Here is a 26141-nt window from a genome sequence, read left to right on the forward strand (position 1 = left end):
AACACTAAGTAGAGCTTAGTGTTCTTTTTTTGATAACCTGATGGTAAATTTTAACAAAAAGCGAGGGGTAGTTATGTTAGATGTTGTAATGATCGGGATTTTTGTTGGGTTAGTCGCATCGATGGCAAGTCTTGCAAGTTGGTCAGATAAAGTTGTGAAAGAAGGGAAGCAATCATGATGATTGCCTTATCGGTTATTGTTGCAGCGATTACGGTGTACTTAGTATACGCATTATTAAATCCAGAAAAGTTTTAATTAGGGGGAATCATTCATTATGATTTGGGTTGCAGTCGTTATTACAATGCTCTTGTTTATTTTAGTAGCAAAGCCAACGGGGATTTATTTAGAGAAAGCCTTTCAAGGTAGCAAAACGCTAGATAAAGTATTCGGGCCTTTTGAAAAACTTATTTTTAAAATTACGGGTGTAAAAGCATACAATCAAACGTGGAAACAGTACGCATTATCATTAGTTTTACTCAATGGATTCATGATTGTTGTCGTATATTTCATTTTCAGATTACAAGGTGTGCTGCCGCTAAATCCAGCACATATTGAAGGAATGGAGCCTACGCTCGCTTTTAATACAGCGATTAGTTTTATGGCTGATACAAACTTACAGCATTATAGCGGTGAAAATGGTTTATCTTATTTATCACAATTAATCGGGATTACATTTTTAATGTTTGCGGCACCAGCAACGACGTTAGCACTTGTTATGGCTTTTATTAGAGGACTCGCTGGAAAAGAACTCGGTAACTTTTTCGTTGATTTTACGAGAGCATTAACGAGAGTTTTTCTTCCTATCGCATTTATTGCAGCGCTAGTCTTTGTCGCACTTGGTGTACCACAAACGTTAGACGGGGCAGTTACAGCACAAACAATTGATGGTGCGAAGCAAAGTATTTTGCGTGGTCCAGTTGCATCATTCGTTTCCATTAAGGAACTTGGAAATAACGGCGGTGGATTTTTCGGGGCAAATTCTACACATCCTTTCGAAAATCCAGGACAAATGAGTAATATTTTACAAATGATGCTTATGATGTTATTGCCAACAGCACTACCATTTACGTACGGACGAATGGTAGGAAATAAAAAACAAGGACGTATCCTTTTCGTTTCACTATTTATGGTGTTTTTACTAGGGTTTATAACGATTACTACAGCGGAATTAAATGGGAATCCAGCGTTAAATGGAATGGGTATTGAACATGTACAAGGAAGTACAGAAGGAAAAGAAGTACGATTTGGAACAGTATTTTCTTCACTATACGCAACAGTAACGACAGCTGCTGAAACAGGGGCCGTTAATACGATGCATGATACATTAACACCGATTGGCGGTTTAGTACCACTCGTAAATATGATGTTAAATACAGTATACGGTGGTGTTGGAGCAGGCTTTGTTAACATTATTATGTATGCAATTATTGCAGTCTTCATATCTGGGTTAATGGTTGGACGGACACCAGAGTTTTTAGGTAAGAAAATTGAAGGGAAGGAAATGAAATTAATTGCGGTAACGATTTTATTTCATCCATTGCTTATTTTAGGATTTTCAGCATTAGCTCTTTCGACAAGTTTAGGAACGGATGCAATTTCTCATTCAGGTTTCCACGGTTTAACGCAAGTTGTATATGAGTATACATCGTCAGCTGCGAATAACGGATCTGGATTTGAAGGATTAGCAGATAATACACCGTTTTGGAATATTACGACTGGTTTAGTTATGTTTTTAGGACGCTATTTCAGTTTAATTACGATGCTAGCTGTGGCAGCTTCGTTGAAAGAGAAGACGGTCGTACCAGAAACAGTCGGAACGTTCCGTACAGATAATGGTTTATTTGGAGGGATTTTTATCGGAACGATTGTAATTGTTGGTGCGTTAACATTTTTCCCGATGTTAGTACTCGGCCCAATTGCAGAATTTCTTACATTGAAGTAATGGAGGGTAAATGATGAGACCGGTAGTGGTAAAAGAAAAACAAATAAATCAGTCACAAATACATGCTGTAGAAGATGAGGTTAGACAAGCGAAAACGTTGGATCGTGATATCGTGACGCATGCGATGAAACAATCCTTTGCGAAATTGAATCCGAAAGTAATGATAAAGAATCCGATTATGTTCATTGTGGAAATTGGCTTTATAATTACGTTCATTTTATCCTTTCTTCCAAGTAGTTCTAATAGTGTACCAGGATGGTTTAATATAACAGTTTCTCTCATTCTATTATTTACAGTTTTATTTGCCAACTTTGCAGAAGCGTTAGCTGAAGGTCGTGGTAAAGCACAAGCAGATTCTTTAAAACAATCGAAGAAAGATGTGTTTGCAAATGTTGTAAAAGAAAATGGAGATATTGTTCAAGTTTCAGCAACTGATCTGAGAAAAGGTGACGTTGTTATTGTAAAACAAGGAGAAATGATTCCGAATGATGGTGAAGTAATTAAAGGATTAGCGTCTGTAGATGAATCTGCAATTACAGGGGAATCAGCTCCTGTAATAAAAGAGGCGGGCGGTGATTTTTGTTCAGTAACAGGTGGAACGATGGTCGTAAGTGATGAGATTACAATTATAATTACGAGCAATCCTGGTGAATCATTTATTGATAAAATGATTTCATTAGTAGAAGGCGCTGCTCGTCAAAAAACGCCGAATGAGATTGCTTTAAATACAGTATTAACGAGTTTAACTCTTATTTTCTTAATCGTTGTTGTGACGTTGCCGATTTTCACAAATTATTTAGGGTTTCAAATTGATACAGCTGTACTTGTAGCGTTGTTAGTTTGTTTAATTCCAACGACAATTGGTGGGTTATTATCAGCGATTGGTATTGCTGGGATGGACCGTGTGACAAAATTTAATGTGCTAGCAATGTCAGGGAAAGCAGTAGAAGCTGCGGGTGATATTAATACAATTATTTTAGATAAAACAGGTACGATTACTTTCGGGAACCGGATGGCACATACACTGCTACCTGTAGGAAATGAAACGATTGAGCAAGTAGGAAAATGGGCTGCCATTAGCTCAGTTTTAGACGAAACGCCAGAAGGTCGATCAGTTATAGAATATGTACAAACGAAATCTATATCATATAATAGAGAATTTGCAGAACAAGGTGAATTTGTTCCATTTAAAGCAGAAACGAGAATGAGTGGTGTTGATTTAAAAGACGGAACGAAAGTGAGAAAAGGTGCTGTAGGTAGCGTGATTGAATGGGTTCAATCACAAGGCGGAACGATTCCGAAAGATGTAAATCAAAAAGCAGATTTAATTTCAAAAGAGGGCGGAACACCGCTTGTAGTTGCAGTAGATGATCGTATTTACGGTTTAATTTATTTAAAGGATACAGTAAAACCTGGTATGCGTGAGCGTTTTGAACAATTGCGCCAAATGGGGATTAAAACGGTTATGTGTACAGGAGATAACCCATTAACAGCAGCAACAATTGCCAAAGAAGCAGGAGTAGATGAATTCGTTGCGGAGTGTAAGCCAGAAGATAAAATTGCGGTTATTAAAGCAGAGCAAGATAAAGGGAAACTTGTGGCAATGACAGGTGATGGTACAAATGATGCTCCGGCATTAGCGCAAGCTGATGTTGGATTGGCGATGAATAGTGGTACCACAGCTGCGAAAGAAGCGGCCAATATGATCGATTTAGATTCGAATCCAACTAAAATTATTGAGGTTGTAGGAATCGGTAAGCAATTGTTAATGACACGTGGTGCGTTAACGACGTTTAGTATTGCGAATGATATTGCAAAATATTTTGCAATCATTCCAGCGATGTTTACACTTGCGATTCCGCAAATGGAAGCATTAAACATTATGAAATTAACATCACCGCTTTCAGCAATCTTATCAGCATTAATATTTAATGCAGTTATTATTCCGTTACTAATTCCGCTAGCGATGAAAGGTATCGCATATAAACCGATGAGTTCTAATGCGCTGCTTAGCCGAAACTTACTCATTTACGGGCTTGGCGGAGTTATCGTTCCGTTCATTGGAATTAAAGTAATTGATATGATTGTCGGCGTGTTCATATAGGGAAGAGGGGAAAAAAGATGGCGAAAAAACAAAGTATACTTTCACCAATTATTCGTATTACTTTTACGTTCTTAGTGTTGTGTGGACTTGTATACCCGCTTATTGTAACTGGTATTGCGCAAGCGGTAATGAAGGATAATGCGGATGGAAGTCTTATATATAATGATAAAGATGAAGTAATTGGTTCGAAATTAATCGGTCAAAATTTCACAGACCCACGTTATTTTCATGGACGTGTCTCTAGTATAGAATATAAAGCAGAAGCATCTGGTTCAAATAACTATGCACCGTCTAATCCAGATTTAGAGAAACGAGTAGAGAAAAGTATTACAGATTGGAAGGAAAAAAATCCAACTGTTCCAGTTACAGAAGTACCGATAGATTTAGTGACGAATTCAGGTTCAGGGCTTGATCCTGACATTAGTCCGAAGGCGGCTTCCGTACAGGTAGATCGCATCTCGAAATTAACGAATATTCCGAAAGAAAAGCTTGATCAATTGATTAAGGATCAAACGGAAGGCGCTGCACTCGGTTTATTTGGAGAAGATCGAGTGAACGTCTTAAAGTTAAATTTAGAATTACAGAAACTAATGAAATAGAAACAACGCTACCTCAATCTAAAGGATTGAGGTAGTGTTGTTTCGAAAGAAAGGGTGTGAGTATTTTGTATGCGGATGACTATAAACCGACGTTTCAAAGGCGAACGCCAGAAGAGTATTTAGAATATATTCGTCAGCAAAATCGCGGGAAGTTAAAGCTATACGTAGGGGCTGCTCCAGGGGTGGGGAAAAGTTATAAGATGCTATTTGATGCTAGAGAAATGAAAAAAGATGGTATTGATATTATAATTGGTTTAATTGAAACGCATGGAAGAAAAGAAACAGAAGAAGCAATTGCTGATTTAGAAAAAGTTCCTTTAAAAGAAATACAGTATAAAGGAAAGGGATTTTATGAGCTTGATGTGGAAGAAATTATAAAACGTGCACCGCAAGTAGTTGTAGTGGATGAACTTGCGCATAGTAACATTCCTGGATCCAAAAATAAGAAACGTTATATGGATGTGCAAGAATTGCTAGAGGCTGGCATATCGGTATTATCAGCATTTAATATTCAACATTTAGAGAGTGTTCATGACATTGTAGCTCAAATTACGAATGTAAAAGTAAGAGAGCGTATTCCAGATTTTATTTTGCAAAAAGCAAATGAAATTCAACTCGTTGATGCAACACCTGAGGTATTAAGGAAGAGATTAATAGATGGAAAGATATATAAGAAAGAAAAAATTCAACAAAGCTTACAAAATTTCTTTACGCTTAATAATTTAGGAGCACTCAGAGAATTATCGCTTCGCGAAGTTGCAGATGATATGGATGAGAAAATTAGTCAAACCGTTATAGAACCGATTGGTGTAAAGGAAAAAATTCTCGTTTGTGTGCAATATAGTTCGACAGCGGAGAAATTGATAAGACGGGGATGGCGCATGGCTGATCGGTTAAACGCTGAATTGTATGTGTTAAACGTAGAAAGGGAAAATATAGATTCCCTTTCAGCAGGGAAAAAGCAAACAATTGAAGAGTGGAAATCGCTAACGAATCAATTTGAGGCGAGCTTTGTATTAGAAGAAGCGAAAGGAAGAAAGCCAGCTGATGTTATTATTGAAGTTGCGAAAAGACTACAGGTGACACAAGTTTTACTTGGGCAATCGGCGAGAACACGGTGGGAAGAAATACGAAAAGGTTCTATTGTAAATGAAATTATGAGACAAACGAAGTATATTGATATTCATATCGTTGCGGATCAAAGAGCTTAAAATAGAGACTGGATTGTTGAGGAGTCTCTATTTTTCTTTTTTCAAGCCTTTTGAATATAATTTCTGAAAGAACTCATATATAATAGAAAAAGATACTTAACATAGTGAATAATTAAAGAGTCAATGTATATAAAGAGGAGAGAATAACATGCTTGAAAATACGGGGTTAGTATTAGAAGGAGGCGGTATGCGTGGTGTATATACTGGTGGGATACTAGAATACTTTATGGAACAAGATTTATATTTTCCATATGTAGTCGGTGTATCAGCTGGTGCTTGTCATGCAGCGTCGTATCTTTCCAGACAAAGAAATAGAAATAAAACAGTAAATATTGATTATGCATCACATCCGAAGTATTTATCGTATAAAAACTTGTGGAAAAAACGCCAGCTATTTGATATGGAATTCATTTTTCATGAAATTCCAGAAAAGCATGTCCCATTTGATTTTGACACATACTTTAATAGTCCGGAGCGCTTCCTTATAGGAACAACGGATTGTGAAACAGGACAATCTGTTTATTTTGAAAAAGAGGGAACGAATGATGATGCACTAAATTTATTACAAGCATCTAGTTCATTACCATTTATTGCACCAGTAGTAAATTACCGTGGTAAGCAATTGTTAGATGGCGGGATTTCTGATCCGATTCCAGTTCGTAAAGCACAGGAGGATGGATTTAAAAAATCAGTCGTTATTTTGACGAGAAACCATGGTTACGCAAAGAAAAAATCAAAATTTGGCTGGATTGCAACGAAAGCTTATAAAAAATACCCGAACCTTGTTAACACGATGCTAGCCCGTTATGAAGTGTATAATGAAACACTTCACTACATTGAAAAAGAAGAACAAGCTGGTAATTTATTTGTTATTCGCCCAGAAGTGCCGCTTCAAGTAGATCGTATGGAAAAGGATACGGCTAAATTACAAAATCTATATGAGCAAGGCTATGAAGATGCGAAGAGACAGTTTGCAGATTTACAGGCGTTTTTGCAAAAATAATAATTAGGCTGTGGAGAAGGAGTTCTCTGCAGCCTTTTTTGTATTGCTACTTATACGTTACTTTTTAAAAATGTATTAATGTTTAAGTGTTTAAAGAGTTTGTAAAACATATGGGTTTATTATTGAGAAAAATTGGCTTGAAGGGTATTATGACGATGTAGCGCTACTAAACTATTTAATTTATGAGGTGATTGTTAATGAAAGGAAAGGTTTTTTCAATTACGACTTTAGTATTATTAGCAACATCAATCTCAACAAGTGCATTCTATCCAACTTTAAGTGGTCACAAAAGCGGTAATCTACTATCTTACAGAGCTCAAACGACTACGAATCAAAATGCATCTCGCTGTTCAGTAGCAATTTCTTTTATTAATTCAAATGGAAATAATTCATATATTGAAAGCGCTTCGGATAAATTAGGATCCCATGAATCTGGAAGAGCATTAAATGCTACTGTGAGTAATGGTGCATATAACGCCTTTGGTGCAAAAGGACTATACTCTGAGCATTATGCTAATGAGGATAATGACTATCAAGAAGAGATTCGCAAAGGTAATTTTGATAGTAATGGAAACTTACGATTACAAAGGTACCTTTAATAGTAATAGGAACTTACGATTACAGTAATAAAAAATATTAAACAGTTGTCTTTATAAATATTTGGATAAGGAGAAGGGGATGTATATCATCTCCTTCTTATTTAAAAGGAGCCGAGTCATGTATTTAGCTTTTAAAAATATAAAAAGCAACAAACTGTTTTCCGTAATTCTTCTTATGTCATTTTTTATTTCTTTTCTTTCTATATCAGTTGCCGCGCTTTTAACAGAGTCTAAACGAAATTTTATATCTGCTTTTCAAATCGGTTTCCCAGAAAAAAATCAAATTTTAACTGTTCCGATAGCGAATGCAACTGAATTGGAAGCGATAATTCCTTTCATACAAGATACTTTTGTGAAAAGTGATATTTACGTAGAGCATTTAAAAGCATTAAATAGTTCAGGAGCAACAAAGATCATAGCTGTGAACTTAAAAGATGAGTATTATTGGACGCCATATATTTCTGAAGGGCAATATTTTCATCGTGAAAATGTAAATGATATGGTTGTTGGTGATCAAACGAATGTAGAGGAATTATATGAATTTGATGATACATATAAAAAAATAGGAACTATATCGAGAAAAGACAGTGACGTCGGCGTAGCAGGCATATACGTTCCACTTCAAAACTTACCTACTATATCTAAAAAAGGTATTATCGCGAGTAAACAATTACAATTAACAGTTGTTAACCCTACATCATCTATCCATAACGAAATAAAAACTTTTATGAATAAGAGCAAAGAAGTAATTTCGGGTGAGGTTCAAATACTGAATGAAAGAGATCTTCAGGAACTAAATGTAACATATATAGATCCAGCAAATAAGTATTATTATAAATTCATTCTTGTTGCAATTGCTTCTGGCATTTCTGCGGTTTTATTTTGGATTTATAAAAAAGAAAGAGAGATTGCATTAAAAAAAGCAGTAGGTGCTTCTAATATGTCTATTTACTGCGAACTATATATTCAAATTTTGTTTATTTCTCTAGCAGCGATGTTGTTGGTTTTTCTTACGTTAGAAATATTTTCTGGAACAATTCATACGTATTTTCAGACATACTTATTAAAACCATTAACACTATATGTATTGATATGTAATGTTGTTTTTAAAATTTTTCTTACAATGTTTGTTACTATAATTCCAATCAAGCACATTATAAATATATATCCCGGAAAACATTTAAGAACGTAGGAGGTCGTCATGTTTTTTATATTTGATTCTATACGGTCTGTGAAAAAACGGTTGTTACCAAGTTTGATTATAGTAATTTCTTTAATTATTGCATTTTCTTCAGCAATAGAATTTATTAGTAATCTTTCGGGATATCGAAAAATGATGACAGTAGCAAATAATTTATCGACTCATAAAAATTTCTATGAACTTTATGCGACGCAAGATATAACGTTGTTTAGCGAAGAAAAAGCGAAAAGTGATTATCAACATTTCATTCAAGCGTTATCTAATACGATATCAATCACAAATACAACAAATTATTTGTTCCGTAACTATTCACTTAGCTTAAAAAAAGAAAATGGAACGATAAAGACTCTTATTATTGATAAAGATATTAATAAATACTTTCATATACGACTTTCACAAGGAAGATATTTTGAGGAATCGGAATTTCATAAATCAGTATTTGATATTAGACCTGTTATATTAGGTGCTAATTATAAAGAAAAGGTATCTATTGGTGATGTCGTACCATCTGGAAAAATGAAGCTAAAAGTAATCGGTTTTTTAGAAAAAAATTCACCATTTACATATCCTCGAAGCGGTGAAATATCGGATAATCGTATTACATTATTAGATGACATGGCTATTTTACCAATTGGAACAGAAGAAATAGAATTTTATAGTGTAGAACTTTTATACAATGGGCTGATTATAGAAACAAATGGAAAAGTGGATATAAATGAATTTCAAAAGAAAGTATTAAAGGTAACAGAAGGCAAGGGGTATTCGTATTATATTACAAATCCGAATAAATTGTTAGAAAATGAAAAGCAAGGCATTGATAATATGTCATACCCCTTATTATTAAGCGGTACAGTTTTATTTTTTTCATTTATATCTATTTTATTAACATCAATGGCAGCGCTTTATATGGAGCGTAAAAATATTTCTATTAAATCAGCATTAGGAGCAAGTACTTTTCAACTATGTCTTACGTTTGTTATTGAGTATATGTTGTTATTCATTTTATCTATATGTATAGGAATTATGTATTTTCAATGGGAGAATAGCGGAGTAATTGAAATTCAGAAAGGGCTAGAAAATAGTACAGTATCTTTCTTTGGAACGTTACAAGTCTCTATAGAATCATTGATTGTTATAGGTGCTCTATCAATTGTAATGATCCTCATTATATATGCAATCATTTACTTCAATGTACTAAAAATAAAAAATACATATATGAAAGAGGTGTTATAGATGATTCAGCTCGCAAATGTGGCTAAGGGATACGGAAAGAGTAATTTTAGTGCTTTAAAAGATATTAATCTTACAATAGAAAAAGGCGAAATGATAGCTATTATGGGGCCATCTGGTTCGGGGAAATCAACCTTACTTAACATTATTGGCTTAATTGATAGCCCCTCTACTGGAAAGTATTTTTTAGATGGCATGGATACGAGTACATTAAAGTCAAACTATCATAAGTATAGAAATAAGGAAGTTGGATTTGTGTTTCAGAACTTTTCGCTACTAGATGATTATACAGTTATTGAAAATGTAATGCTTCCACTTATATATAGAAGAATTTCTCATAAGAAACGTATACAAATATCAAAAGAAATGCTGGAAATGGTAGGGCTTGAGAGGCATATTAACAAATATCCTTACGAGTTATCAGGTGGAGAACAGCAAAGAACAGCAATAGCAAGGGCTTTAGCACAAGATACAAAAATTATACTTGCTGATGAACCGACTGGTGCTCTCGATCAAGAAAACGGGGAAAAAATTATGAGCATTTTAAAAGAAATTAATAAACAAGGAAAAACGGTACTAGTTGTAACACACGATCAAAAGGTGGCTGAATATTGCCAGAGGACGATACGTTTACTTGATGGCAATATTCAATAAACGTTATGGTGTAATGTGGATAAAAGTATGTGATGATACATATGGAAAATGTATATAAAGGGCTTAGACATACTGGATTTACTGCAATGCTTATTTTTGGCGGTGCATTTCTGCTGCGCTGGTTGATTTATGATGAAATGCTACTAAATCAGCTTATTGGGTTTAGTGTAGGAATGATGATGGTTATTTCATCAGTTTTCATTCAAAAGTATAGTAAAGAATTACAGGTAGCTGAGAGGTATTAGAAATTGTGAGCTCCCTTTATATTTGGAGGGGGTTTTTATAGTTAAGTAGTTTGGCTGAAGAGGAGGCGTTTGTATGATTTTCTTATTTGCCGTATATTTTGTTTTCATTATGACATTAGTAATTACATTTCTTCTTTCTAAAAAATCATATAAGAAGCCTTTTATTAAATACATACCAACGTTAATACTGTTTGCTTTAGCTTTTATGTCTTTCGTTATGTTTTTAGTAAATAACGGAATGGGAGAGCTGATGATAGCAGTCTTCTTAGGACTTGTAGCAGTAGCAAACTTGCTCTTACTGCTTGCGCTAAAAGTGGTTCGTGTGATTGTTGCAAAAGAAAAGTAGAGCATCGGAATTCGATGCTCTACTTTTTTATTTATGAAAAAAATCCCTCTTTATGAGGGATTTTAATGTGGTAAGAAAACTAATTGATAAGCGAACAAGATCCCGAATAAATACACAAGTGGGTGAACAGCACGGAATTGTCCTTTTGCCACTTTCATAAGTGGGTATGAAATAAATCCAAGTGCGATACCTGTTGAGATACTTGATGTAAGTGGCATGCTTAAGATTACTAAAAATGCTGGGAATGCTTCATCGAACGTATCCCAATCGATATATCGAACTGAACCCATCATAAGGCTACCAACGATAATTAATGATGGTGCTGTAATAGCTGAAACGCCAGAAACAGCGCTCACTAACGGTCCGAAGAATGCTGCTAATGCAAATAGAACAGCTACTGTAACAGTTGTTAAACCAGTACGACCACCAGCTGCGACACCAGCAGATGATTCAATGTAAGCTGTTGATGGTGTTGTTCCGAACATAGCTCCAATTGTTGCTGAGAATGAGTCAGATAGAAGAGCTCGTCCTGCTTTTGGAAGCTTTCCGTCTTTCATAAATCCACCTTGTTGTGCTACACCAAGTAATGTTCCGGTTGTATCAAATAGTGTAACAAGGAAGAATGAGAACACAACGCCGTATAATCCGTAGTTAATTACATCAGATACAGCAGTAATTGGATTTGAAACGATAATTCCTTCTGGTAATCCAGGCATTGATGTAACGCCGTTTGAGAATGTTAATTGACCTGTGAAGTAAGCGATAATACCAGTTAATAACATTCCGATAAATAGTGCCCCGTTTATATTTAAAGACATAAGGATAATTGTAATTCCAAGGCCAGCTAATGCTAGTAGAACTGGAGGAGAGTGAAGATCGCCAAGCCCAACTAAGTTTGCATCATTTTTTGTAACAATTCCTGTTAAGCGCAAACCGATAAAAGCAATAAAAAGACCGATACCAGCAGTCAGTGCATGTTTTAAGTTTTCAGGAATTACTTCCATTAATTTCGTACGGAAAGATGTGAATGATAACAAAATCAAAATCATACCTGCTACGAATACAGCAGAGAATGCAATCGCGAAAGTCATGCCTTCATGAGCTTTTACAACAGAATAAGAGAAGTAAGCATTTAATCCCATACCCGGTGCAATTGCGATTGGTAAGTTTGTAAAGATCGCCATAAATAATGTTCCGACAACAGCTGCAATGATTGTCGCTGTAAATGCTTGTTCAAATGGAACGCCTGCATCCCCAAGGATGACAGGGTTTACGACAATGATATATGCCATTGTTAAAAAGGTAATAATACCTGCCATAATTTCAGTTTTAATAGAAGTTTTATGTTTTGAAAGGTTAAACATATAAACATCCTTTCTTTTTACGAATAATTTTCACAACAGTTATATATAATATTCGCTTTTTAACTATTTTGCAATAGTTTTGCATAAAAACTTTAGAACAATTCATATTTTATGTCGTAAATTCGAATATTAACCGTGAAAATGAGCGTGAATTGCGGTTTTTTAATGTGTAAGTAGTTTTTAATATTGTGTACATTATAAGGGGAAAGGAGTTGAAGGAAGTTATGCCACAGCAAAAAAACTTTTTAACGATGCCAGCGCAACATCAAAATAAACAGCCTGGTATTGAATCGTTAATGAATCCTCGTCCAAAGTTTGAAGATCCTAATTATAAAGGAAGCGAAAAGTTAAAAGGAAAGAATGTATTAATTACAGGGGGAGATAGCGGGATTGGACGAGCTGTGTCCATCGCTTTTGCAAAAGAGGGAGCAAATATTGCGATTGCTTATTTAGATGAGGACGAAGATGCGAATGAGACGAAACAACTTGTTGAGAAAGAAGGCGTGAATTGTGTATTGCTGCCGGGGGATTTAAGTAATGAGCAACATTGTAAAGATATTGTGGAAGAGACCGCCCGGCAGCTGGGGAGTTTAAATGTTCTTGTGAATAACGTCGCACAGCAATATCCGCAGCAAGGGCTAGAGTATATTACAGCGGAACAGTTAGAAAAAACGTTCCGTATTAATATTTTTTCTTATTTTCATGTTACAAAAGCAGCGCTCTCTCATTTAAAGCAAGGGGATGTAATTATAAACACGGCATCTATCGTTGCGTATGAAGGAAATGAAACGTTGATTGATTATTCTGCAACGAAAGGAGCGATTGTCGCTTTTACAAGATCGCTATCTCAGTCGTTAGTACAAAAAGGAATTCGTGTAAATGGGGTTGCACCAGGCCCAATTTGGACACCGCTTATTCCATCCAGTTTTGATGAGAAAAAAGTATCACAGTTTGGGAGCAATGTTCCTATGCAAAGGCCTGGTCAGCCGTATGAATTAGCGCCTGCATATGTATATTTGGCGTCTAGTGATTCGGCATATGTGACAGGGCAAATGATGCATGTAAATGGTGGAGTAATTGTGAATGGATAGTTTTCATTTATAAGAGCAAAGTAAAGTTAATTGCATTTATCCCGCATTAACGGGCAGTAAAATTCCACCTCAAAATTCAGGTGGAGCACAGAAGTTAGGTGGGAGATAACAGCCCGCAAATAGCGGGAGTGGTGAAGGCTAATACTTAGTGGGGGATGGACAAAACCCCCCACCGAGTAAAGTTTCACTTTATTATGATGTTAGTGCTAGGGAGGATTTAAATGAAGAAAGTATGGTTTATCGTAATCCTATTTTTCTGCCTGCCAGCTAGCGTTTTTGCTAATACAGATCATTTAATATTAGTTAACCTTACGACGAATCAGCTGTCTTTTTTTGAAGAGGGAAACTATACTAGAACATTTCCGATAACGACAGGAAGAGATAGCACCCCGACGCCTGAAGGGAATTTTTGTATTATAACTAAATATAAAAATAAAGAATACCATCGTAAAAAAATACCTGGGGGTGCACCGAATAATCCTCTCGGTACGAGATGGCTAGGTCTGGATAAAAAGGAATATGCCATTCACGGGACAAATCGTGAAGGAACGATTGGAAGCCGGGAATCGAATGGTTGTATTCGCATGCACGATCGGGACATACAATGGTTATACGACCGGGTACAATTACAGACAAAAGTAATTATTTCTCGTTTTCATACGAGTCCCGAATATGAAGCTTATAAGCTTGGTTATCGTGTTGTGAGTTGGAATGGTCGTAAAGTAGAAGAAGAACAAATTGGAATGCTTACGTTAGTAGATCGTGTAAATATATATTGGCAAGAACCAAATGGACAATTAACGAAAGTAAAAACGGTATTGCCAAATGAAAAATACGCAGTGTATTCCAAACGAAAAGATGGAACCTATTATATAGGAAACAATTTGTATATTGTAGAGGAAACGGGAGAAAAAATTCGTTATGAGCAATTACCTTATTCGATTTTAAGTAACATATATAAAAGGAAATATAATGTTCCATAATAGCTACCGTGTATAGGCGGTAGCTTATTTGTGATGAAGTTTAGTTGTTTTTAATGATTTCATATCAATCGCGTGCCTACAAATAGTGAGATGAAAAAATTGAAACAGCAACTATTATGTTTTGCTGAATATAATACAGTACAGATTGGGGAGGCGGTTACATTATGAAAAGTGAATTTGCATTTAAAATTTTCTTAGTAACGACCTGTTTATTTATCGTGTATTTGTATGCGTTTCTCGTCTTTTCTTTTTATGTTCCATATGTTGATTTAATATTGTTCGTCGGATTTATTTGGGCATTTGTTAAAGCGAGGGAAGGGGAGAAGAGTGTATATCGACGCATTACTTTATGCGGGACGGTCCTTCTCGTTATTTTGTACTTCTTTATGATGCATGATTTTTGGAGGGGAATGTAAAAAAGCATACGACTAATCGTATGCTTTTACGTTTAATATTTCGGTTTAAATGTATGACAACAAGTCTCTACACTCGTTGTTACAGAGCTTTCTAGCGTCTCGTTTGTTAAAGCAGCGCTTGTATACGAACTGTTTTCAATTTGACCTGCTTCTTGTGCATCAGGTTGAACAACGATTGCACTTGCTTGACAAAGGTTACCTTGTCCCCAAAATGAGCAATTGGAAACAGAGCATTTCACTTCTGGCATAAAATCCCCTCCTTATACATTAGTGTGGGATTTTACACGCATTTCATGTATAGAAGGAGTTTCCTTTTCTTATTATTTTTTCGTTTGCTCAAGCCACTCTTTTAATTTGTCTTCCGGTTGTTCGCCGCTAATACGGCTCACTTCTTTACCATCTTTAAAATGAATGATTGTTGGAGTACCTTTAATTTTATATTCATCCCAAGGAGCATCTAATTTTTCAATATCCATAACTTTCATATCAATATTCAAGCCTTTAGCCATTGGTACTACGATAGGAGATAATTTTTGGCAATGAACGCAAGATGTTTGATAAAAGTATACTGTTTCTTCTTTTTTCTCTTTTAAATTCTTTTGGAGATCTGAAAGAGAAATTTTGTTTGTGTAGTAGTCAGGACCATCTGATTGACTAGTAGCATTATCAATTTTTTGGCTTGTTGAAGCATTTTTTTCTTCCATTTGTGTTACAGCGAAAATTGCTGCAAACAAGGCGATAATAATACCACCAAATATAAGCATTTTTTTCATTCTTTCATCTCCTTATTTGTTTTTAATTACAATAAAGCTGCAAATAGCGATTGTGATAAAGCCAATAAGAGCTAAAAACGGGATTGTCACAAAGCCGAACCAGTTTATGTATTCTCCCGTACAAGGTACGCGTCCGCAAGCTGCTCCTGCAGCTGATAGTGCTGAAAGTTTTTGAATTGCATAATGATATAAAGAAATACAAGCACCAATACTTGCAATTGGTAAGGAATAACTTGCAATGCGATAATCTTTTTTTACTACAGCAATGCCGAGCCATAAAACGAATGGATACATAAAGATACGTTGATACCAGCAAAGGACACAAGGCTCAAATTTCATGATTTCGGAAAAGTATAGGCTACCTAGCGTAGCAATAAAAGAAGCTCCCCATGCAGTAAATAAAGCATACTCTTGCTTTTTTTCTCGTCCCATATTTTATACCTCACTTATAATAGTTACATACTAAATTATAGTATGAAGTAGTACAGAAAAGAAAGAGAAAATATGTTTATCAATAAAAGTTTTGTAAAAGGAAACTTTTATTGATATAAAAATGTTCAAAAAAGCGCCATTCTCTAAGAGAGAATAGCGCTATATTTTACATTTGAATTTGCTCTACTACTTCTTCTACATGTGACTTCTGGGATGCATGGTCAATATATTGAAATAGGAGCTGCAATTGTTTGTCAACTTCTGGTAATTCTTTACTGTATTGATAAGCGTGTAAAAAGTGTTCAATACGCTTAGAAAATAGTTGGTCATTCGTTTGAACCATTAAAACGAGTAGTTTATCCCAATTACAGCAATACGTGTAATAGAGAGCTTTGTCATAGTCGTTATATGTTTGCACTGTGTTACCCTCCTTACCGAAGAGTTATATATAGTGTGTGACAAGCGAGGAGAAATACACTTGAAAGAATTTGTTAAGAAAAAAAGTGAATGAAAAGAAAAAAAACGAGGAGTCTCCTCGTTTTTTAAACTTTTGGCATTGGCGTAGGTGTTGGTTTCCCATATCCTTCTTTGTATTTATTATCAATATAATTACGAATTTCAAGCGTTGATTTTCCTTTTTGTTTCATCGAAGCAGATTCAACTGCGATTTCTAAGCAATTTACACAAGTTGTTGCATGGGAATCCCAAACAACTTCACCATTCTTTTTGATTTCACGAATAAAGCAATTTTTATTATTTTTATGTCCTACACTTTCACCACACCCGCAGTAACAAGGAATCCAATCTAATAGTTCAGCATTTTGTCCAGCGACAGTATAGATGTCTTTCATTTGTGGATCAAGTTTGTCTAGGAAGGCCGGAAGTGTGTCGACTCCTTTTGTCTTTTCTTGAATGTCAGCTTGCTGAGTATGTGATGCGTGGTCATGCTCTTCTTTTGATTCAGAAGATTTTTTTTCATTTGTACCAGTACTCCCGCATCCAGTAAGAATTAAGCTCAGTACTACAAGTAAAGAAAATACATATTTCTTCATAGGCTTGTCCCCTTTGCAAATGTATTAATCAAATTGTATCAAATATCATGGTGTGTCGGGTGAAGATTCTTTCGACTTATTTTTGAAGCGCCATCGTAGTGAATGGAATAGAAATAAGATTGGAATATAAGCGTATACAATATATAAGCCGGCCTGAGAAAGTACGGTATTTAATGTATTGATGCTTTCCCTGTTTGTGAAAAACAAAGATGAAACAAATATAGTCGCGATAAACAATGGCAATGTAATGTTAAATGGTATGTGAAAAGAGTATTTACTAATACGACAAGAAGACCAAATGGTTAAACAAAGATTAGGTAAAATAATAAGAAACCATAAGAAAATAATAATGTATTCAAATCGCTGAATGAATGGGACTTTAATAATTTTTAGCATTGTTAAAGTAGGCCAAATTGTATGATGCAGTTGGCCCTGACTATAGTACATAAGGGAAACGATTGCTAGTACTACATATAAAATAGTTGTGAAAGCAATCCCGCCATGTGCCCATTTATGTAGTGATTTTCCCTTTTTAATAAGTGGGTAAAAGATAAGGATTGCTTCAAATCCAAGAAACTCTAATGCAGATGCTTTCGCTGAATATAGAATGTCTGCAGGTGAATGGGTGAAAATAGGTAAAATATTACGGACATGTGCGTATTTCATAGGGAAAACTAAGAAGAATAGTACGAAAATCGGTATTATGACGCCCCAAAAACACATTCCTGTTACAGAGCGGAAGCCGCCTTTTATTACGTAATACGTCACGAGTAAAAATAATAATGTTAATTTCCATGGCTTAATTGTAGGAAAAACCCAAACTTGAATGACTTCAATATATGTACGAAGCACAGTAAGGCAAAATAAGAGAAGATATGCGGCAAAGCACATAGAGAAAAAGGTTCCAATCCATTTTCCGAAACATGTCGTATGAATGGTCATCAAATCATTGTCTTTTTCTAACATTTTTAACATACAAAACAGTACGATATGAGTTAAGACACCCGCAACAATAAGGGAAATCCAAGCATCATAACCAGCATATTGTGCAATAACTCGTTGGTATCCTAACACGCCTACTCCAATTTGAAGAGAGTGTAATAAAAGAAATGTGAAATAAGGGGAAACAGTCATTGTTTTATTTTGCTCAGCCATTGTAACACCTCACTATTCTCCGATACCAGATTGTACGATATTAACTTGCACATTAACCGCAACGTCTACGCTAGGGTACATTTCTTGAATTTGTTTCATACTCCATTTTCTCGAGTGACTACGAATTTCTTCACGTATACCTACTGGATCAATATCTTTTTCTTGGAATTGTTTTATTAATTCGTTTAAATGTTTTTCAATTGTTTTTTCTACATGTTTTTTTACGTAAGTTATATTCTCCTTTTTAGATAAATCAAGCCAATCAGGAGTGTTTTTTATGAGTCCATTTAGTTTTAAGTGGATGTGAACTTTTGGAAGACTACCGTTTTGAGAAACGTCACAGACACTTTTTCCAGATAAGTTTTGAGTAGCGATTAATCCTTTATGTTTACCTTGACGTATCGGAACTTCGTAACGTCCATTTTTAGTTGGATTAATGAGTAATTTTAATAAAAAAGAGCCTTTTTTATCTGTATACATAGCCACTTTATCTTTTTTTAAAAAAGCGATGCCTTTAATAGAAGCTGATTTGTCTTCGTCAACTTCAATATAGGGAAGAAAGGGATCGCCTCCTGATGAGTAAAAGTTATACAAAAAAATATTTAAAGCGGTCCGAGGAATTGTTTCAGTTTCTATATTTTGCTCAAGTAAATCAGCAAGATAGAGCGATCCATTTGTTTTAACATGCTTGAGAAGTTCTTCTGTTGATCCGTCTACAAGTGCTAGCTGTACGTCTCGGCCAATGTTAGGGTCACGTTGTAAGTTGTTAATAACATCCCCAATTCCACGTTCACCAAATGCTTTTCCAAATAAGACAACACGCATTTGACCTACAGCGATCGTATGTGGCGATTTGGCGTTTAGCTGTGAAGAGATTGTTTCAAGTGTACTTGCAGTAGTTGACTGAGTTTCTGGTTTAGATTGTACGCCCTTTGTATAATCTGGATAGAGAATTGTCCCGCGAAATTTTTTATCTTTCGTTATATCAAATCCACCTACATGAATAATTCGCTGTGTGTCTACTATATTTGGTTGTGTACAGCCTGATTGGAAAATTAAAATGATAATGGAAAAGCATAATAAAATATTTTTCATTTCTCCTCACCATCATGTTTTTCTTTCGCTTTGTTTGGATCATAGCGCCATTTCTTTTTTGGTCTTAGAACAGAAGCACGCTGTGCAGTTTGGCTAAATGGTAAGCGTAGAAAGCCTTCCGCTGTCCCTAAACCGCGAAATGGATATAAAGGTAATAAATAAGGCGATCCAAGTGATTTTAAACGAATTAAATGAGCTAATATGAATACGAATCCTACAATGAGACCTAAGCCCCCAAATGCACCAGCTAAAAGAATAAGCGGAAATCGTAGTATCCGGATAGTAGAAGACATTTTTACAGTTGGTGTTGTAAAAGAAGCGAGTGCTGATAAAGCGACCGCAATTAATAAAATTGTACTTGTTAAAGCAGCTTGAACAGATGCTTGGCCAATTACAATCCCACCAACGATACCGATTGTTTGTCCAACTTTTGTCGGTAATCGTGCCCCAGCTTCGCGAAGTAATTCAATTGTAATTTCTAAAAAAAGTGCCTCTAAAACAGGTGGGAAAGGTACATTAGCTCTAGAATAAATAATAGGGCCAAGTAAATCAGCTGGAATCATTTGATAGTGATATGTTAATACAGCTGTATAAATGGCTGACGAAAATAAAGAGAATGCAGCTCCAAAAAAACGAACCATCCGAAGAAATGAGCCCGCTACCCATGGTAAATAATAATCTTCTGGGGAGACGAAGAAATCTAGTAACGTCGCCGGGCCGGCTAATGCATAAGGCGAACCGTCTGTTAAAATAACAACACCTCCATTAATGAGTGCATAAACAGAACGATCTAAGCGCTCTGTAGGTAATAAGACAGGGAAGGGCGAGTTACTGTTATCGCTAATAAACTGTTCAATCATAGTTGCATCAAAAGGAACATCATAGTCAATGTCTTGTAGGCGCTGCATCGCAGTATTAACGTGCTGCTCATTCGTAATGTCTTCGATGTAAGCAACTACGACTTTTGTTTTTGATATAGAACCAACTATAACTTCTTTGAAAACTAATTGTTCTGTTACGATATTTCGCCGAAGTAAGTGTATGTTTGTATCGATATTCTCAACGAACCCGACTTTTGGACCGATGACACTATATTCATTCTCTGTATCGTTATATAAACGTGTACCTAAAACCGAACTTTCAGCACGAATAAGTGCATATTCTGCGATTTGAGAATCATTTTTTAGCTGAACAAGTACATACCCACTTAATAATTTTTCACGAATATCATCAATAGAAGGGGCGGTGATAATCTCCTCGAGTGTGACGATATTTGCTATATCGCTTATATTTTCAATGTGATCTAATTCTCTTTTTATAGGTGTTAAAATGAATCGATTAATGAGGAGTGATTCGGCTGTAGATTTATAATAAAACAAACATAACGTCCCATCTTCTACGATGTTATAAGAAACGAAATCACTAGACCCTTTCATAGTTTGAATAAATTCTGGAATGGAACAGATTGTTTTTTTATTCTTTTTAGACGAAAAACGAAACATTTTCTCCCCCCTTACCTACATTATTTACTTATGTTAGTTTTTGGGAAAGACGGGAATTTATACTTGAAAATTGAAAGTTCATAAAGAAAAGGAAGAGTATTGAATATCTCTTCCTTTTTGGCAGGCTAATTTGTTTTCTTTTCTTTAATAGACTTCACTAATTTAATCATTTCTGCCCGTATATCTTCTTTTTTAACATTTAATTTTTCCGCAATTTGTTTAATATCCATCCCATCTTTTTTCATTTTCAGTACATCATCGAGAGAAGTATTACTTTTTTGAGCGATGATTGTTAATACCGTGAGCTGACGTAAGCTGATATTATACTCTTTCATTTTTTGTTTTAGTCCATCTGGTGTGGACTTTTGCATATTTGCTAATTCTTGCAGTAGTGCTTTTTTCGTTTCTTTATTCATATGATGCTTTTTCAATTTACTTGGATCTACACCGAAATGCTGTGCTGTTTTCTCCCAAGATTTATTTTGCTTATAGTAAGCTAAAACGTCTTTAATTTCCTTTTTACTGATTCTTGCAATGTGGGCAGCTTTCCAAATTTCATGTTTGTTATAGCCGAGTTTTTCGAGAGACTGCATTTCTTCCTCTGAGATTGGCTTATGATGGTGCATTGTTACTTCTTTTGGCGAGGCAGCGGAAGCAGGGAAAACAGACACCCCGCATAATAATGCTGCCATAGTCATACTTACTGCGATTTTCTTATACATGTAAACTCCTCCTAGATGGGTAATGTGGAAAACTCACACATATCATTTCCATAAAATGTGAAAAACTTGTGAACAAGTTAAGTTTTTTTATTCACAGTATGAAAAGGAGTTTTTATAAGTTTTCCAACATAAAACATTGATTAATAGTGAAAAACTAGGTTATAATCGAAATTGAAAATCAATATCAATAACAAACTTATACATATAGATAAAAATAAGGGAGAGAAAAATATGACTACATATACTTCCATCGCAAATGTGATTAAAGAAAGACGTTCTGTTCGTACATTTACAGATAAAGCAGTAGACAAAGAGCTATTAATTGAACTATTAAACGACGCAACATGGGCACCGAATCATAAAAACCGTGAACCATGGAATTGTAAATTATACATTGGAGAAGGCCGTCAGAAATTAGTAGACGCAGTATTAAACTCTTTCACAGAAGAAGAAAGAGTGAAACGCGGCAAAATTTTATCTGACCGTTTCTTAAGCACACCTGCACAAATCGTTGTATATATGAATGAAGATCCGCGTCAAATTCCACGTGACGAAGATTACGCTGCAACATGTGCATTTATGCAAAACTTCCAATTACTTGCTTGGGAACGCGGCTTAGGATGTGTTTGGAAATCAGGTGGATTAAACTACAATCCACTATTTATAGAAGGAATCGGTTTAACAAGAGGCCAACGCATCGTTGGAATTCTTCATATCGGCTATTTTGATAAAGCGCCAGAAGGAAAAGCTCGTACGCCGATTACGGAGAAGATGGAGATTATTGAGGGTTAATTAGAAAGAGGCATTCTCGTTTTTTCGGGGGTGTCTTTTTATTATGCAATCAATCCTCATGAAAGCTTGTTCCTCATCATACACTTTCTTAAGGGAAAGTGTAAGGAGGGAAAATAATGAGAGCAAGTGAAGATAAAGCATTGCAATATGCGATTGCGGAAATTACGGAAATTGCGACTGGATTTGGGCTTGATTTTTATCCGATGCGTTATGAAGTATGTCCAGCGGAAATTATTTATACATTTGGTGCATATGGGATGCCGACGAGGTTTTCACATTGGAGTTTTGGAAAGCAATTTTTCAGAATGAAATTACAATACGATTTAGGACTTAGTAAAATTTATGAACTCGTTATTAACTCTGATCCATGTTACGCCTTTTTATTAGATACGAATTCTTTAATTCAAAATAAACTAATCGTAGCGCACGTTTTAGCGCACTGTGATTTCTTTAAAAATAATATTCGTTTTTCGAATACGAAGCGAGACATGGTAGAAAGTATGGCTGCAACAGCGGATCGTGTGAAAGCATATGAGCATAAGTACGGAAAGGCAGAGGTAGAAACATTTTTAGATGCCGTACTTGCCATTCAAGAACATATTGACCCGTCACTTATGCGCCCGAAACTTGCATGGAGTATTGAAGATTTAGAAGAGGATGTAGAGAAGAAAAAGATATCACAGTACGATGATTTATGGAATTTAGATGATCGAAATAAAACACGAGAACGACCTAATATGCATAAAAAGAAGAAAATCCCTCCGCAACCAGAAAAAGATTTACTCCTCTTTATTGAAGAATACAGCCGTGAGCTAGAAGAGTGGCAGCGCGACATATTAACGATGATGCGTGAGGAAATGTTATATTTTTGGCCGCAGCTTGAAACGAAGATCATGAATGAAGGCTGGGCTTCGTATTGGCATCAACGCATACTTCGTGAAATGGACTTAACATCTGGTGAAGCAATTGAATTTGCGAAATTAAATGCAGGTGTCGTACAGCCATCAAAAACAAGTATTAATCCATACTACCTCGGTATTAAAATGTTTGAAGATATTGAAGAACGCTACAACAATCCGACAGAAGAAATGAAAAGGCGCGGTGTGAAGCCTGGTTCTGGTCGTGAGAAAATGTTTGAAGTACGGGAAATTGAATGGGACGTATCGTTCCTAAGAAACTACTTAAATAAAGAACTCGTAATGAGAGAAGATATGTACTTATTCCAGCGCCAAGGGAAAGAATATAAAGTAATTGATAAAGAGTGGGAACAAGTACGAGATCAACTCGTAAATATGCGTACAAATGGAGGTTTCCCGTACTTAGTAGTGGAAGATGGAGACTACTTAAAGAATGGGGAATTGTACATTAAACATAGTTACGAAGGAATTGAGCTAGACTTAAAATACTTAGAAAAAGTATTACCTTATCTTCATCAGTTATGGGGAAGAACGGTGCATATGGAGTCGATTGTGGAGAGTAAGGGCGTTGTGTTTTCTTATGATGGGAAGATGGTGCATCGGAAGTATGTGTGATAAAAAGAACGGACATAGAATTTCTTGTCCGTTCTTTTTATTATATGGAGTTTTTGTTTACCAAACAGGTCGTATACTTGATGAAAATCTACCTGTATTTTCTTTAGTAACGAATGTTGTTAAATCCTCTTTAAGCATTTGCATTCGTTCTGCACCTATGTTTGCAATCCATCGTTGTTCTATTTCAGCTACTATTTCTTCTTTTGCTTTCATTACTGCTAAACCACGCTCGGTTAAAACAATAATTTTACCTCTTTTATCAGTAGGATGCGTTTGGCGCGTGACATAACCACTGTTCTCAAGAGAATCTACCATTTTACTTATGGCTTGTTTTGAAACCCCTAAATATTCAGCAAGTTCTATACCTGTTGCTCCATTAGGAAGGATGCGTTTGAACATAAAACCATGCGCTGGCCTAATATCTTCAAATCCCAATTCACTTAATTTGTCATGTAGTTCAGTAATTAGTGTGCTGAACGATAATGATAAAAGTGAAGTGAGATCTAATTCGTTAAATGTTTGATGATCCATGTATATAACCTCCGCACTTGTAGTCAATTAAGTTGACTATCGGTAAGGTCTATTGTACTATACACAATATAGTCAATCAAATTGACTATATTGTGTTGGTAGAACAAATAATGATTTATATAAATAGAATCAATGGAGGTTTCACATGGTTAATATCGTTAAAATTAGAGGAAGTGTATTTGCACCATATGCATCGCTGGAACCTATTAAGGATCCTGCAACAGGAAGAGCGTTTGAATATGCTGGAGATGCACGTGAGTTTACACCATACGCTGTGAACACAAAGCGTTCAAGATTAGAACAAGAAGTGAATATTGATTTTTATAAAAGAGAAATTTTCACATATGCAGATGCTTGTATCGTCACTGTGAAGATTACAAATCCAGATGGCTCAATTGAGTATCAAAAAGGAGAAACAAGTACAGAGAACATTACATGTACAAATATTGTATGGAGTGAAGATGAAGTTTCATTTGAGATGAGAGCAAGTGCAAGTAATCCGTTAAACGCGGCAGCACCTGCAGCTGATTATTTTTTGACTATACGAGCTAATGAAAGTGGTACTGTGCATGTTGAAGGTGTACATGATGGTTTCCCTTGCTATGAATTTTATAAACAAATAGACTTTGGTTCATTTGAATTAATATATACACATGATTTTAGAGAAACGAATGATACCCCAGCGGCACTAGCTGGAGAAATGGAATATAGCTTTAAAACGACAATCTAGATATAAATATAGCGCTATTTTTCAGAAGGAAGTAGCAAACGTAAAAGAGAAAGCTATTGATTATGGGAGCAAAATTGTGGTTTGTTTTACTCAATATTATGCAGTATTTAAAATAATATTATAGAGGTGTTTCTTATGACTAATATCGTTAAAATTAGAGCCAACGTATTTATTCCAATGTCTTGGACAGAACCAAGGAAGGGTGTACAAACAGGGAAAGTAATCCAATTCGAAGGTGATTCACGTGAATTTACACCACATGCGGTAAATACTATGCGCTCTAGAGTTGAGCAAGAGGTAGTAGTAGATTTTTATAAAGAAGAAGTGTTTTCATATGCGAACACGGGGATTACGACAGAGAAGGTTACAAATCCAGATGGTTCGGTGAATAAAAGAACAGGAAAAGCGAGTACCGAAAATATTGTGTGTTCCGATATTATGTGGAATTCTGAGGGTGTGCAATTCAAAATGAGTGCAAGTGCTAGTAATCCGTTAAATGTGTATGCCCCTCCTGTGGACTATTTATTAACTGTATGTGTGAAAAAGGATGGCAGTATCGATATTCAAGGAGAACATGATGGATTTCCCTGTTTCGAATTTTATAAGCAAGTAGATTTCGGTTTATTTGAACAAATTTATACACATGATTTTAGAGAAACTGGTGATACAGCTGCAGCGTTAGGTGGAGATATGGATTATAGTTTTGCAAAGAGATTATAGGAAGTATGACAATGGAACGAGGGGTTACTTCATTCGTAAATGAAATGAATTTTTTGTAGTAGATATATTGTATTAGTCATATTATCCCCATGTTTGAAGCTCGTATAGTTACAAATA

General features: G+C 35.5%; 31 protein-coding genes. 20 read left to right on the forward strand and 11 right to left on the reverse strand.

The features are described from left to right. The first annotated feature begins 73 nt into the window (after positions 1 to 73). From NSQ47_RS24435 to NSQ47_RS24495, 13 genes are all read left to right on the forward strand, one after another. The gene (locus NSQ47_RS24435; RefSeq protein ID WP_000887888.1) at positions 74 to 178 is read left to right on the forward strand and encodes a SipW-dependent-type signal peptide-containing protein; all 105 of its coding nucleotides are present in this window, start codon (positions 74 to 76) and stop codon (positions 176 to 178) included. Then, complete coding sequence (kdpF, locus tag NSQ47_RS24440) at positions 175 to 255, forward strand: K(+)-transporting ATPase subunit F (RefSeq protein WP_000972378.1); 81 nt, start codon at positions 175 to 177, stop codon at positions 253 to 255. The genes NSQ47_RS24435 and kdpF overlap by 4 nt, the downstream gene beginning before the upstream one ends. A gap of 19 nt (positions 256 to 274) precedes the next feature. Beyond that, positions 275 to 1942 (forward strand): potassium-transporting ATPase subunit KdpA, encoded by a 1668-nt coding sequence (gene kdpA / locus NSQ47_RS24445; RefSeq protein WP_002159229.1) that lies wholly within the window; start codon positions 275 to 277, stop codon positions 1940 to 1942. Between the two features lie 13 nt (positions 1943 to 1955). Then, the gene (kdpB, locus tag NSQ47_RS24450; RefSeq protein WP_341038142.1) at positions 1956 to 4046 is read left to right on the forward strand and encodes a potassium-transporting ATPase subunit KdpB; all 2091 of its coding nucleotides are present in this window, start codon (positions 1956 to 1958) and stop codon (positions 4044 to 4046) included. A 17-nt stretch (positions 4047 to 4063) separates the two neighbouring features. Beyond that, positions 4064 to 4645 (forward strand): K(+)-transporting ATPase subunit C, encoded by a 582-nt coding sequence (gene kdpC, locus NSQ47_RS24455; protein WP_002203384.1) that lies wholly within the window; start codon positions 4064 to 4066, stop codon positions 4643 to 4645. 56 nt (positions 4646 to 4701) lie between these two features. Continuing rightward, positions 4702 to 5856 carry a KdpD-like non-kinase potassium sensor gene (kdpDN, locus tag NSQ47_RS24460; RefSeq protein ID WP_341038143.1) on the forward strand — a complete coding sequence of 385 codons (1155 nt, stop codon included), beginning with the start codon at positions 4702 to 4704 and terminating at the stop codon, positions 5854 to 5856. A gap of 148 nt (positions 5857 to 6004) precedes the next feature. Further along, on the forward strand, positions 6005 to 6859 hold the full coding sequence (locus NSQ47_RS24465; protein ID WP_341038144.1) for a patatin-like phospholipase family protein: 855 nt from the start codon (positions 6005 to 6007) through the stop codon (positions 6857 to 6859). A 197-nt stretch (positions 6860 to 7056) separates the two neighbouring features. Next, positions 7057 to 7458: a hypothetical protein gene (locus NSQ47_RS24470; RefSeq protein ID WP_002159224.1), complete on the forward strand. Its 402-nt coding sequence runs from the start codon at positions 7057 to 7059 to the stop codon at positions 7456 to 7458. A gap of 118 nt (positions 7459 to 7576) precedes the next feature. Beyond that, positions 7577 to 8650, forward strand: coding sequence for an ABC transporter permease (locus NSQ47_RS24475; protein ID WP_341038145.1), 1074 nt, complete (start codon positions 7577 to 7579; stop codon positions 8648 to 8650). Between the two features lie 9 nt (positions 8651 to 8659). Beyond that, complete coding sequence (locus tag NSQ47_RS24480; protein ID WP_341038146.1) at positions 8660 to 9892, forward strand: ABC transporter permease; 1233 nt, start codon at positions 8660 to 8662, stop codon at positions 9890 to 9892. Beyond that, positions 9893 to 10543, forward strand: coding sequence for an ABC transporter ATP-binding protein (locus tag NSQ47_RS24485; protein ID WP_002159221.1), 651 nt, complete (start codon positions 9893 to 9895; stop codon positions 10541 to 10543). Positions 10544 to 10575: 32 nt separating this feature from the next. Further along, a complete protein-coding gene (locus tag NSQ47_RS24490) occupies positions 10576 to 10788 on the forward strand; it encodes a hypothetical protein (protein WP_002159220.1) in 213 nt (70 codons plus the stop codon). 73 nt (positions 10789 to 10861) lie between these two features. After that, the gene (locus tag NSQ47_RS24495; protein ID WP_002159219.1) at positions 10862 to 11134 is read left to right on the forward strand and encodes a hypothetical protein; all 273 of its coding nucleotides are present in this window, start codon (positions 10862 to 10864) and stop codon (positions 11132 to 11134) included. Between the two features lie 62 nt (positions 11135 to 11196). Here the strand turns inward: NSQ47_RS24495 and NSQ47_RS24500 are convergent, their stop codons facing one another. Then, entirely contained in the window at positions 11197 to 12498 is a 1302-nt protein-coding gene (locus tag NSQ47_RS24500; RefSeq protein WP_078174069.1) for an NCS2 family permease, read from the reverse strand. 224 nt (positions 12499 to 12722) lie between these two features. On the opposite strand from NSQ47_RS24500, the gene NSQ47_RS24505 reads away from it, so the two are divergent. The 3 genes from NSQ47_RS24505 (at position 12723) to NSQ47_RS24515 (ending at position 14988) form a co-directional block, all read left to right on the forward strand. Further along, entirely contained in the window at positions 12723 to 13589 is an 867-nt protein-coding gene (locus tag NSQ47_RS24505; protein WP_215557974.1) for an SDR family oxidoreductase, read from the forward strand. A 221-nt stretch (positions 13590 to 13810) separates the two neighbouring features. After that, complete coding sequence (locus tag NSQ47_RS24510) at positions 13811 to 14572, forward strand: L,D-transpeptidase (RefSeq protein ID WP_002159216.1); 762 nt, start codon at positions 13811 to 13813, stop codon at positions 14570 to 14572. A 164-nt stretch (positions 14573 to 14736) separates the two neighbouring features. Continuing rightward, positions 14737 to 14988 (forward strand): hypothetical protein, encoded by a 252-nt coding sequence (locus NSQ47_RS24515; protein WP_016103774.1) that lies wholly within the window; start codon positions 14737 to 14739, stop codon positions 14986 to 14988. 32 nt (positions 14989 to 15020) lie between these two features. On the opposite strand, the gene NSQ47_RS24520 is transcribed toward NSQ47_RS24515, so the two are convergent. The 9 genes from NSQ47_RS24520 to NSQ47_RS24560 all read right to left on the reverse strand — a co-directional run bounded on the left by NSQ47_RS24520 (position 15021) and on the right by NSQ47_RS24560 (position 21719). After that, positions 15021 to 15236 carry a DUF1540 domain-containing protein gene (locus NSQ47_RS24520; RefSeq protein ID WP_002150465.1) on the reverse strand — a complete coding sequence of 72 codons (216 nt, stop codon included), beginning with the start codon at positions 15234 to 15236 and terminating at the stop codon, positions 15021 to 15023. A gap of 72 nt (positions 15237 to 15308) precedes the next feature. Further along, entirely contained in the window at positions 15309 to 15761 is a 453-nt protein-coding gene (locus NSQ47_RS24525) for a thioredoxin family protein (RefSeq protein WP_002159214.1), read from the reverse strand. Between the two features lie 12 nt (positions 15762 to 15773). Then, positions 15774 to 16193 (reverse strand): disulfide formation protein C, encoded by a 420-nt coding sequence (locus NSQ47_RS24530; protein WP_002159213.1) that lies wholly within the window; start codon positions 16191 to 16193, stop codon positions 15774 to 15776. A gap of 166 nt (positions 16194 to 16359) precedes the next feature. Then, a complete protein-coding gene (locus NSQ47_RS24535; RefSeq protein WP_002150460.1) occupies positions 16360 to 16611 on the reverse strand; it encodes a YhdB family protein in 252 nt (83 codons plus the stop codon). Between the two features lie 124 nt (positions 16612 to 16735). Next, a complete protein-coding gene (locus NSQ47_RS24540) occupies positions 16736 to 17245 on the reverse strand; it encodes a PCYCGC motif-containing (lipo)protein (RefSeq protein ID WP_341038147.1) in 510 nt (169 codons plus the stop codon). Between the two features lie 45 nt (positions 17246 to 17290). Continuing rightward, entirely contained in the window at positions 17291 to 18400 is a 1110-nt protein-coding gene (locus tag NSQ47_RS24545) for a GerAB/ArcD/ProY family transporter (protein WP_341038148.1), read from the reverse strand. 12 nt (positions 18401 to 18412) lie between these two features. Beyond that, the gene (gene gerYC, locus NSQ47_RS24550) at positions 18413 to 19495 is read right to left on the reverse strand and encodes a spore germination protein GerYC (RefSeq protein ID WP_078174064.1); all 1083 of its coding nucleotides are present in this window, start codon (positions 19493 to 19495) and stop codon (positions 18413 to 18415) included. Beyond that, the gene (locus NSQ47_RS24555) at positions 19492 to 20997 is read right to left on the reverse strand and encodes a spore germination protein (RefSeq protein WP_078179824.1); all 1506 of its coding nucleotides are present in this window, start codon (positions 20995 to 20997) and stop codon (positions 19492 to 19494) included. The genes gerYC and NSQ47_RS24555 overlap by 4 nt, the downstream gene beginning before the upstream one ends. A gap of 125 nt (positions 20998 to 21122) precedes the next feature. Continuing rightward, positions 21123 to 21719, reverse strand: a complete 597-nt coding sequence (locus NSQ47_RS24560) for a hypothetical protein (protein WP_078174062.1) — start codon at positions 21717 to 21719, stop codon at positions 21123 to 21125. Between the two features lie 231 nt (positions 21720 to 21950). Here NSQ47_RS24560 and NSQ47_RS24565 point away from each other — a divergent pair, with 231 nt between their 5' ends. Beyond that, positions 21951 to 22511, forward strand: a complete 561-nt coding sequence (locus tag NSQ47_RS24565) for a nitroreductase family protein (RefSeq protein ID WP_002159207.1) — start codon at positions 21951 to 21953, stop codon at positions 22509 to 22511. Positions 22512 to 22627: 116 nt separating this feature from the next. Then, the gene (gene spoVR / locus NSQ47_RS24570; RefSeq protein ID WP_341038149.1) at positions 22628 to 24043 is read left to right on the forward strand and encodes a stage V sporulation protein SpoVR; all 1416 of its coding nucleotides are present in this window, start codon (positions 22628 to 22630) and stop codon (positions 24041 to 24043) included. A 57-nt stretch (positions 24044 to 24100) separates the two neighbouring features. On the opposite strand, the gene NSQ47_RS24575 is transcribed toward spoVR, so the two are convergent. Then, complete coding sequence (locus tag NSQ47_RS24575) at positions 24101 to 24574, reverse strand: MarR family winged helix-turn-helix transcriptional regulator (protein ID WP_341038151.1); 474 nt, start codon at positions 24572 to 24574, stop codon at positions 24101 to 24103. Between the two features lie 145 nt (positions 24575 to 24719). Here NSQ47_RS24575 and NSQ47_RS24580 point away from each other — a divergent pair, with 145 nt between their 5' ends. Both NSQ47_RS24580 and NSQ47_RS24585 read left to right on the forward strand, forming a co-directional pair. Next, positions 24720 to 25304, forward strand: a complete 585-nt coding sequence (locus NSQ47_RS24580; protein WP_341038152.1) for a DUF3238 domain-containing protein — start codon at positions 24720 to 24722, stop codon at positions 25302 to 25304. Between the two features lie 135 nt (positions 25305 to 25439). After that, a complete protein-coding gene (locus NSQ47_RS24585; RefSeq protein ID WP_341038154.1) occupies positions 25440 to 26024 on the forward strand; it encodes a DUF3238 domain-containing protein in 585 nt (194 codons plus the stop codon). Positions 26025 to 26141: the final 117 nt, after the last annotated feature.

Origin of the sequence: Bacillus sp. FSL R10-2780 (assembly GCF_038006125.1) — a bacterium.
Classification (GTDB): domain Bacteria; phylum Bacillota; class Bacilli; order Bacillales; family Bacillaceae_G; genus Bacillus_A; species Bacillus_A cereus_U.

Excerpts from the sequence above, each read along its gene's own strand:
- NSQ47_RS24435 (WP_000887888.1), top strand. The coding sequence starts at position 74 with ATGTTAGATGTTGTAATGATCGGGATTTTTGTTGGGTTAGTCGCATCG.
- kdpF (WP_000972378.1), top strand. The coding sequence starts at position 175 with ATGATGATTGCCTTATCGGTTATTGTTGCAGCGATTACGGTGTACTTA.
- kdpA (WP_002159229.1), top strand. The coding sequence starts at position 275 with ATGATTTGGGTTGCAGTCGTTATTACAATGCTCTTGTTTATTTTAGTA.
- kdpB (WP_341038142.1), top strand. The coding sequence starts at position 1,956 with ATGAGACCGGTAGTGGTAAAAGAAAAACAAATAAATCAGTCACAAATA.
- kdpC (WP_002203384.1), top strand. The coding sequence starts at position 4,064 with ATGGCGAAAAAACAAAGTATACTTTCACCAATTATTCGTATTACTTTT.
- NSQ47_RS24465 (WP_341038144.1), top strand. The coding sequence starts at position 6,005 with ATGCTTGAAAATACGGGGTTAGTATTAGAAGGAGGCGGTATGCGTGGT.
- NSQ47_RS24470 (WP_002159224.1), top strand. The coding sequence starts at position 7,057 with ATGAAAGGAAAGGTTTTTTCAATTACGACTTTAGTATTATTAGCAACA.
- NSQ47_RS24475 (WP_341038145.1), top strand. The coding sequence starts at position 7,577 with ATGTATTTAGCTTTTAAAAATATAAAAAGCAACAAACTGTTTTCCGTA.
- NSQ47_RS24480 (WP_341038146.1), top strand. The coding sequence starts at position 8,660 with ATGTTTTTTATATTTGATTCTATACGGTCTGTGAAAAAACGGTTGTTA.
- NSQ47_RS24485 (WP_002159221.1), top strand. The coding sequence starts at position 9,893 with ATGATTCAGCTCGCAAATGTGGCTAAGGGATACGGAAAGAGTAATTTT.
- NSQ47_RS24490 (WP_002159220.1), top strand. The coding sequence starts at position 10,576 with ATGATACATATGGAAAATGTATATAAAGGGCTTAGACATACTGGATTT.
- NSQ47_RS24495 (WP_002159219.1), top strand. The coding sequence starts at position 10,862 with ATGATTTTCTTATTTGCCGTATATTTTGTTTTCATTATGACATTAGTA.
- NSQ47_RS24500 (WP_078174069.1), bottom strand. The coding sequence starts at position 12,498 with ATGTTTAACCTTTCAAAACATAAAACTTCTATTAAAACTGAAATTATG.
- NSQ47_RS24505 (WP_215557974.1), top strand. The coding sequence starts at position 12,723 with ATGCCACAGCAAAAAAACTTTTTAACGATGCCAGCGCAACATCAAAAT.
- NSQ47_RS24510 (WP_002159216.1), top strand. The coding sequence starts at position 13,811 with ATGAAGAAAGTATGGTTTATCGTAATCCTATTTTTCTGCCTGCCAGCT.
- NSQ47_RS24515 (WP_016103774.1), top strand. The coding sequence starts at position 14,737 with ATGAAAAGTGAATTTGCATTTAAAATTTTCTTAGTAACGACCTGTTTA.
- NSQ47_RS24520 (WP_002150465.1), bottom strand. The coding sequence starts at position 15,236 with ATGCCAGAAGTGAAATGCTCTGTTTCCAATTGCTCATTTTGGGGACAA.
- NSQ47_RS24525 (WP_002159214.1), bottom strand. The coding sequence starts at position 15,761 with ATGAAAAAAATGCTTATATTTGGTGGTATTATTATCGCCTTGTTTGCA.
- NSQ47_RS24530 (WP_002159213.1), bottom strand. The coding sequence starts at position 16,193 with ATGGGACGAGAAAAAAAGCAAGAGTATGCTTTATTTACTGCATGGGGA.
- NSQ47_RS24540 (WP_341038147.1), bottom strand. The coding sequence starts at position 17,245 with ATGAAGAAATATGTATTTTCTTTACTTGTAGTACTGAGCTTAATTCTT.
- NSQ47_RS24545 (WP_341038148.1), bottom strand. The coding sequence starts at position 18,400 with ATGGCTGAGCAAAATAAAACAATGACTGTTTCCCCTTATTTCACATTT.
- gerYC (WP_078174064.1), bottom strand. The coding sequence starts at position 19,495 with ATGAAAAATATTTTATTATGCTTTTCCATTATCATTTTAATTTTCCAA.
- NSQ47_RS24555 (WP_078179824.1), bottom strand. The coding sequence starts at position 20,997 with ATGTTTCGTTTTTCGTCTAAAAAGAATAAAAAAACAATCTGTTCCATT.
- NSQ47_RS24560 (WP_078174062.1), bottom strand. The coding sequence starts at position 21,719 with ATGTATAAGAAAATCGCAGTAAGTATGACTATGGCAGCATTATTATGC.
- NSQ47_RS24565 (WP_002159207.1), top strand. The coding sequence starts at position 21,951 with ATGACTACATATACTTCCATCGCAAATGTGATTAAAGAAAGACGTTCT.
- spoVR (WP_341038149.1), top strand. The coding sequence starts at position 22,628 with ATGAGAGCAAGTGAAGATAAAGCATTGCAATATGCGATTGCGGAAATT.
- NSQ47_RS24575 (WP_341038151.1), bottom strand. The coding sequence starts at position 24,574 with ATGGATCATCAAACATTTAACGAATTAGATCTCACTTCACTTTTATCA.
- NSQ47_RS24580 (WP_341038152.1), top strand. The coding sequence starts at position 24,720 with ATGGTTAATATCGTTAAAATTAGAGGAAGTGTATTTGCACCATATGCA.
- NSQ47_RS24585 (WP_341038154.1), top strand. The coding sequence starts at position 25,440 with ATGACTAATATCGTTAAAATTAGAGCCAACGTATTTATTCCAATGTCT.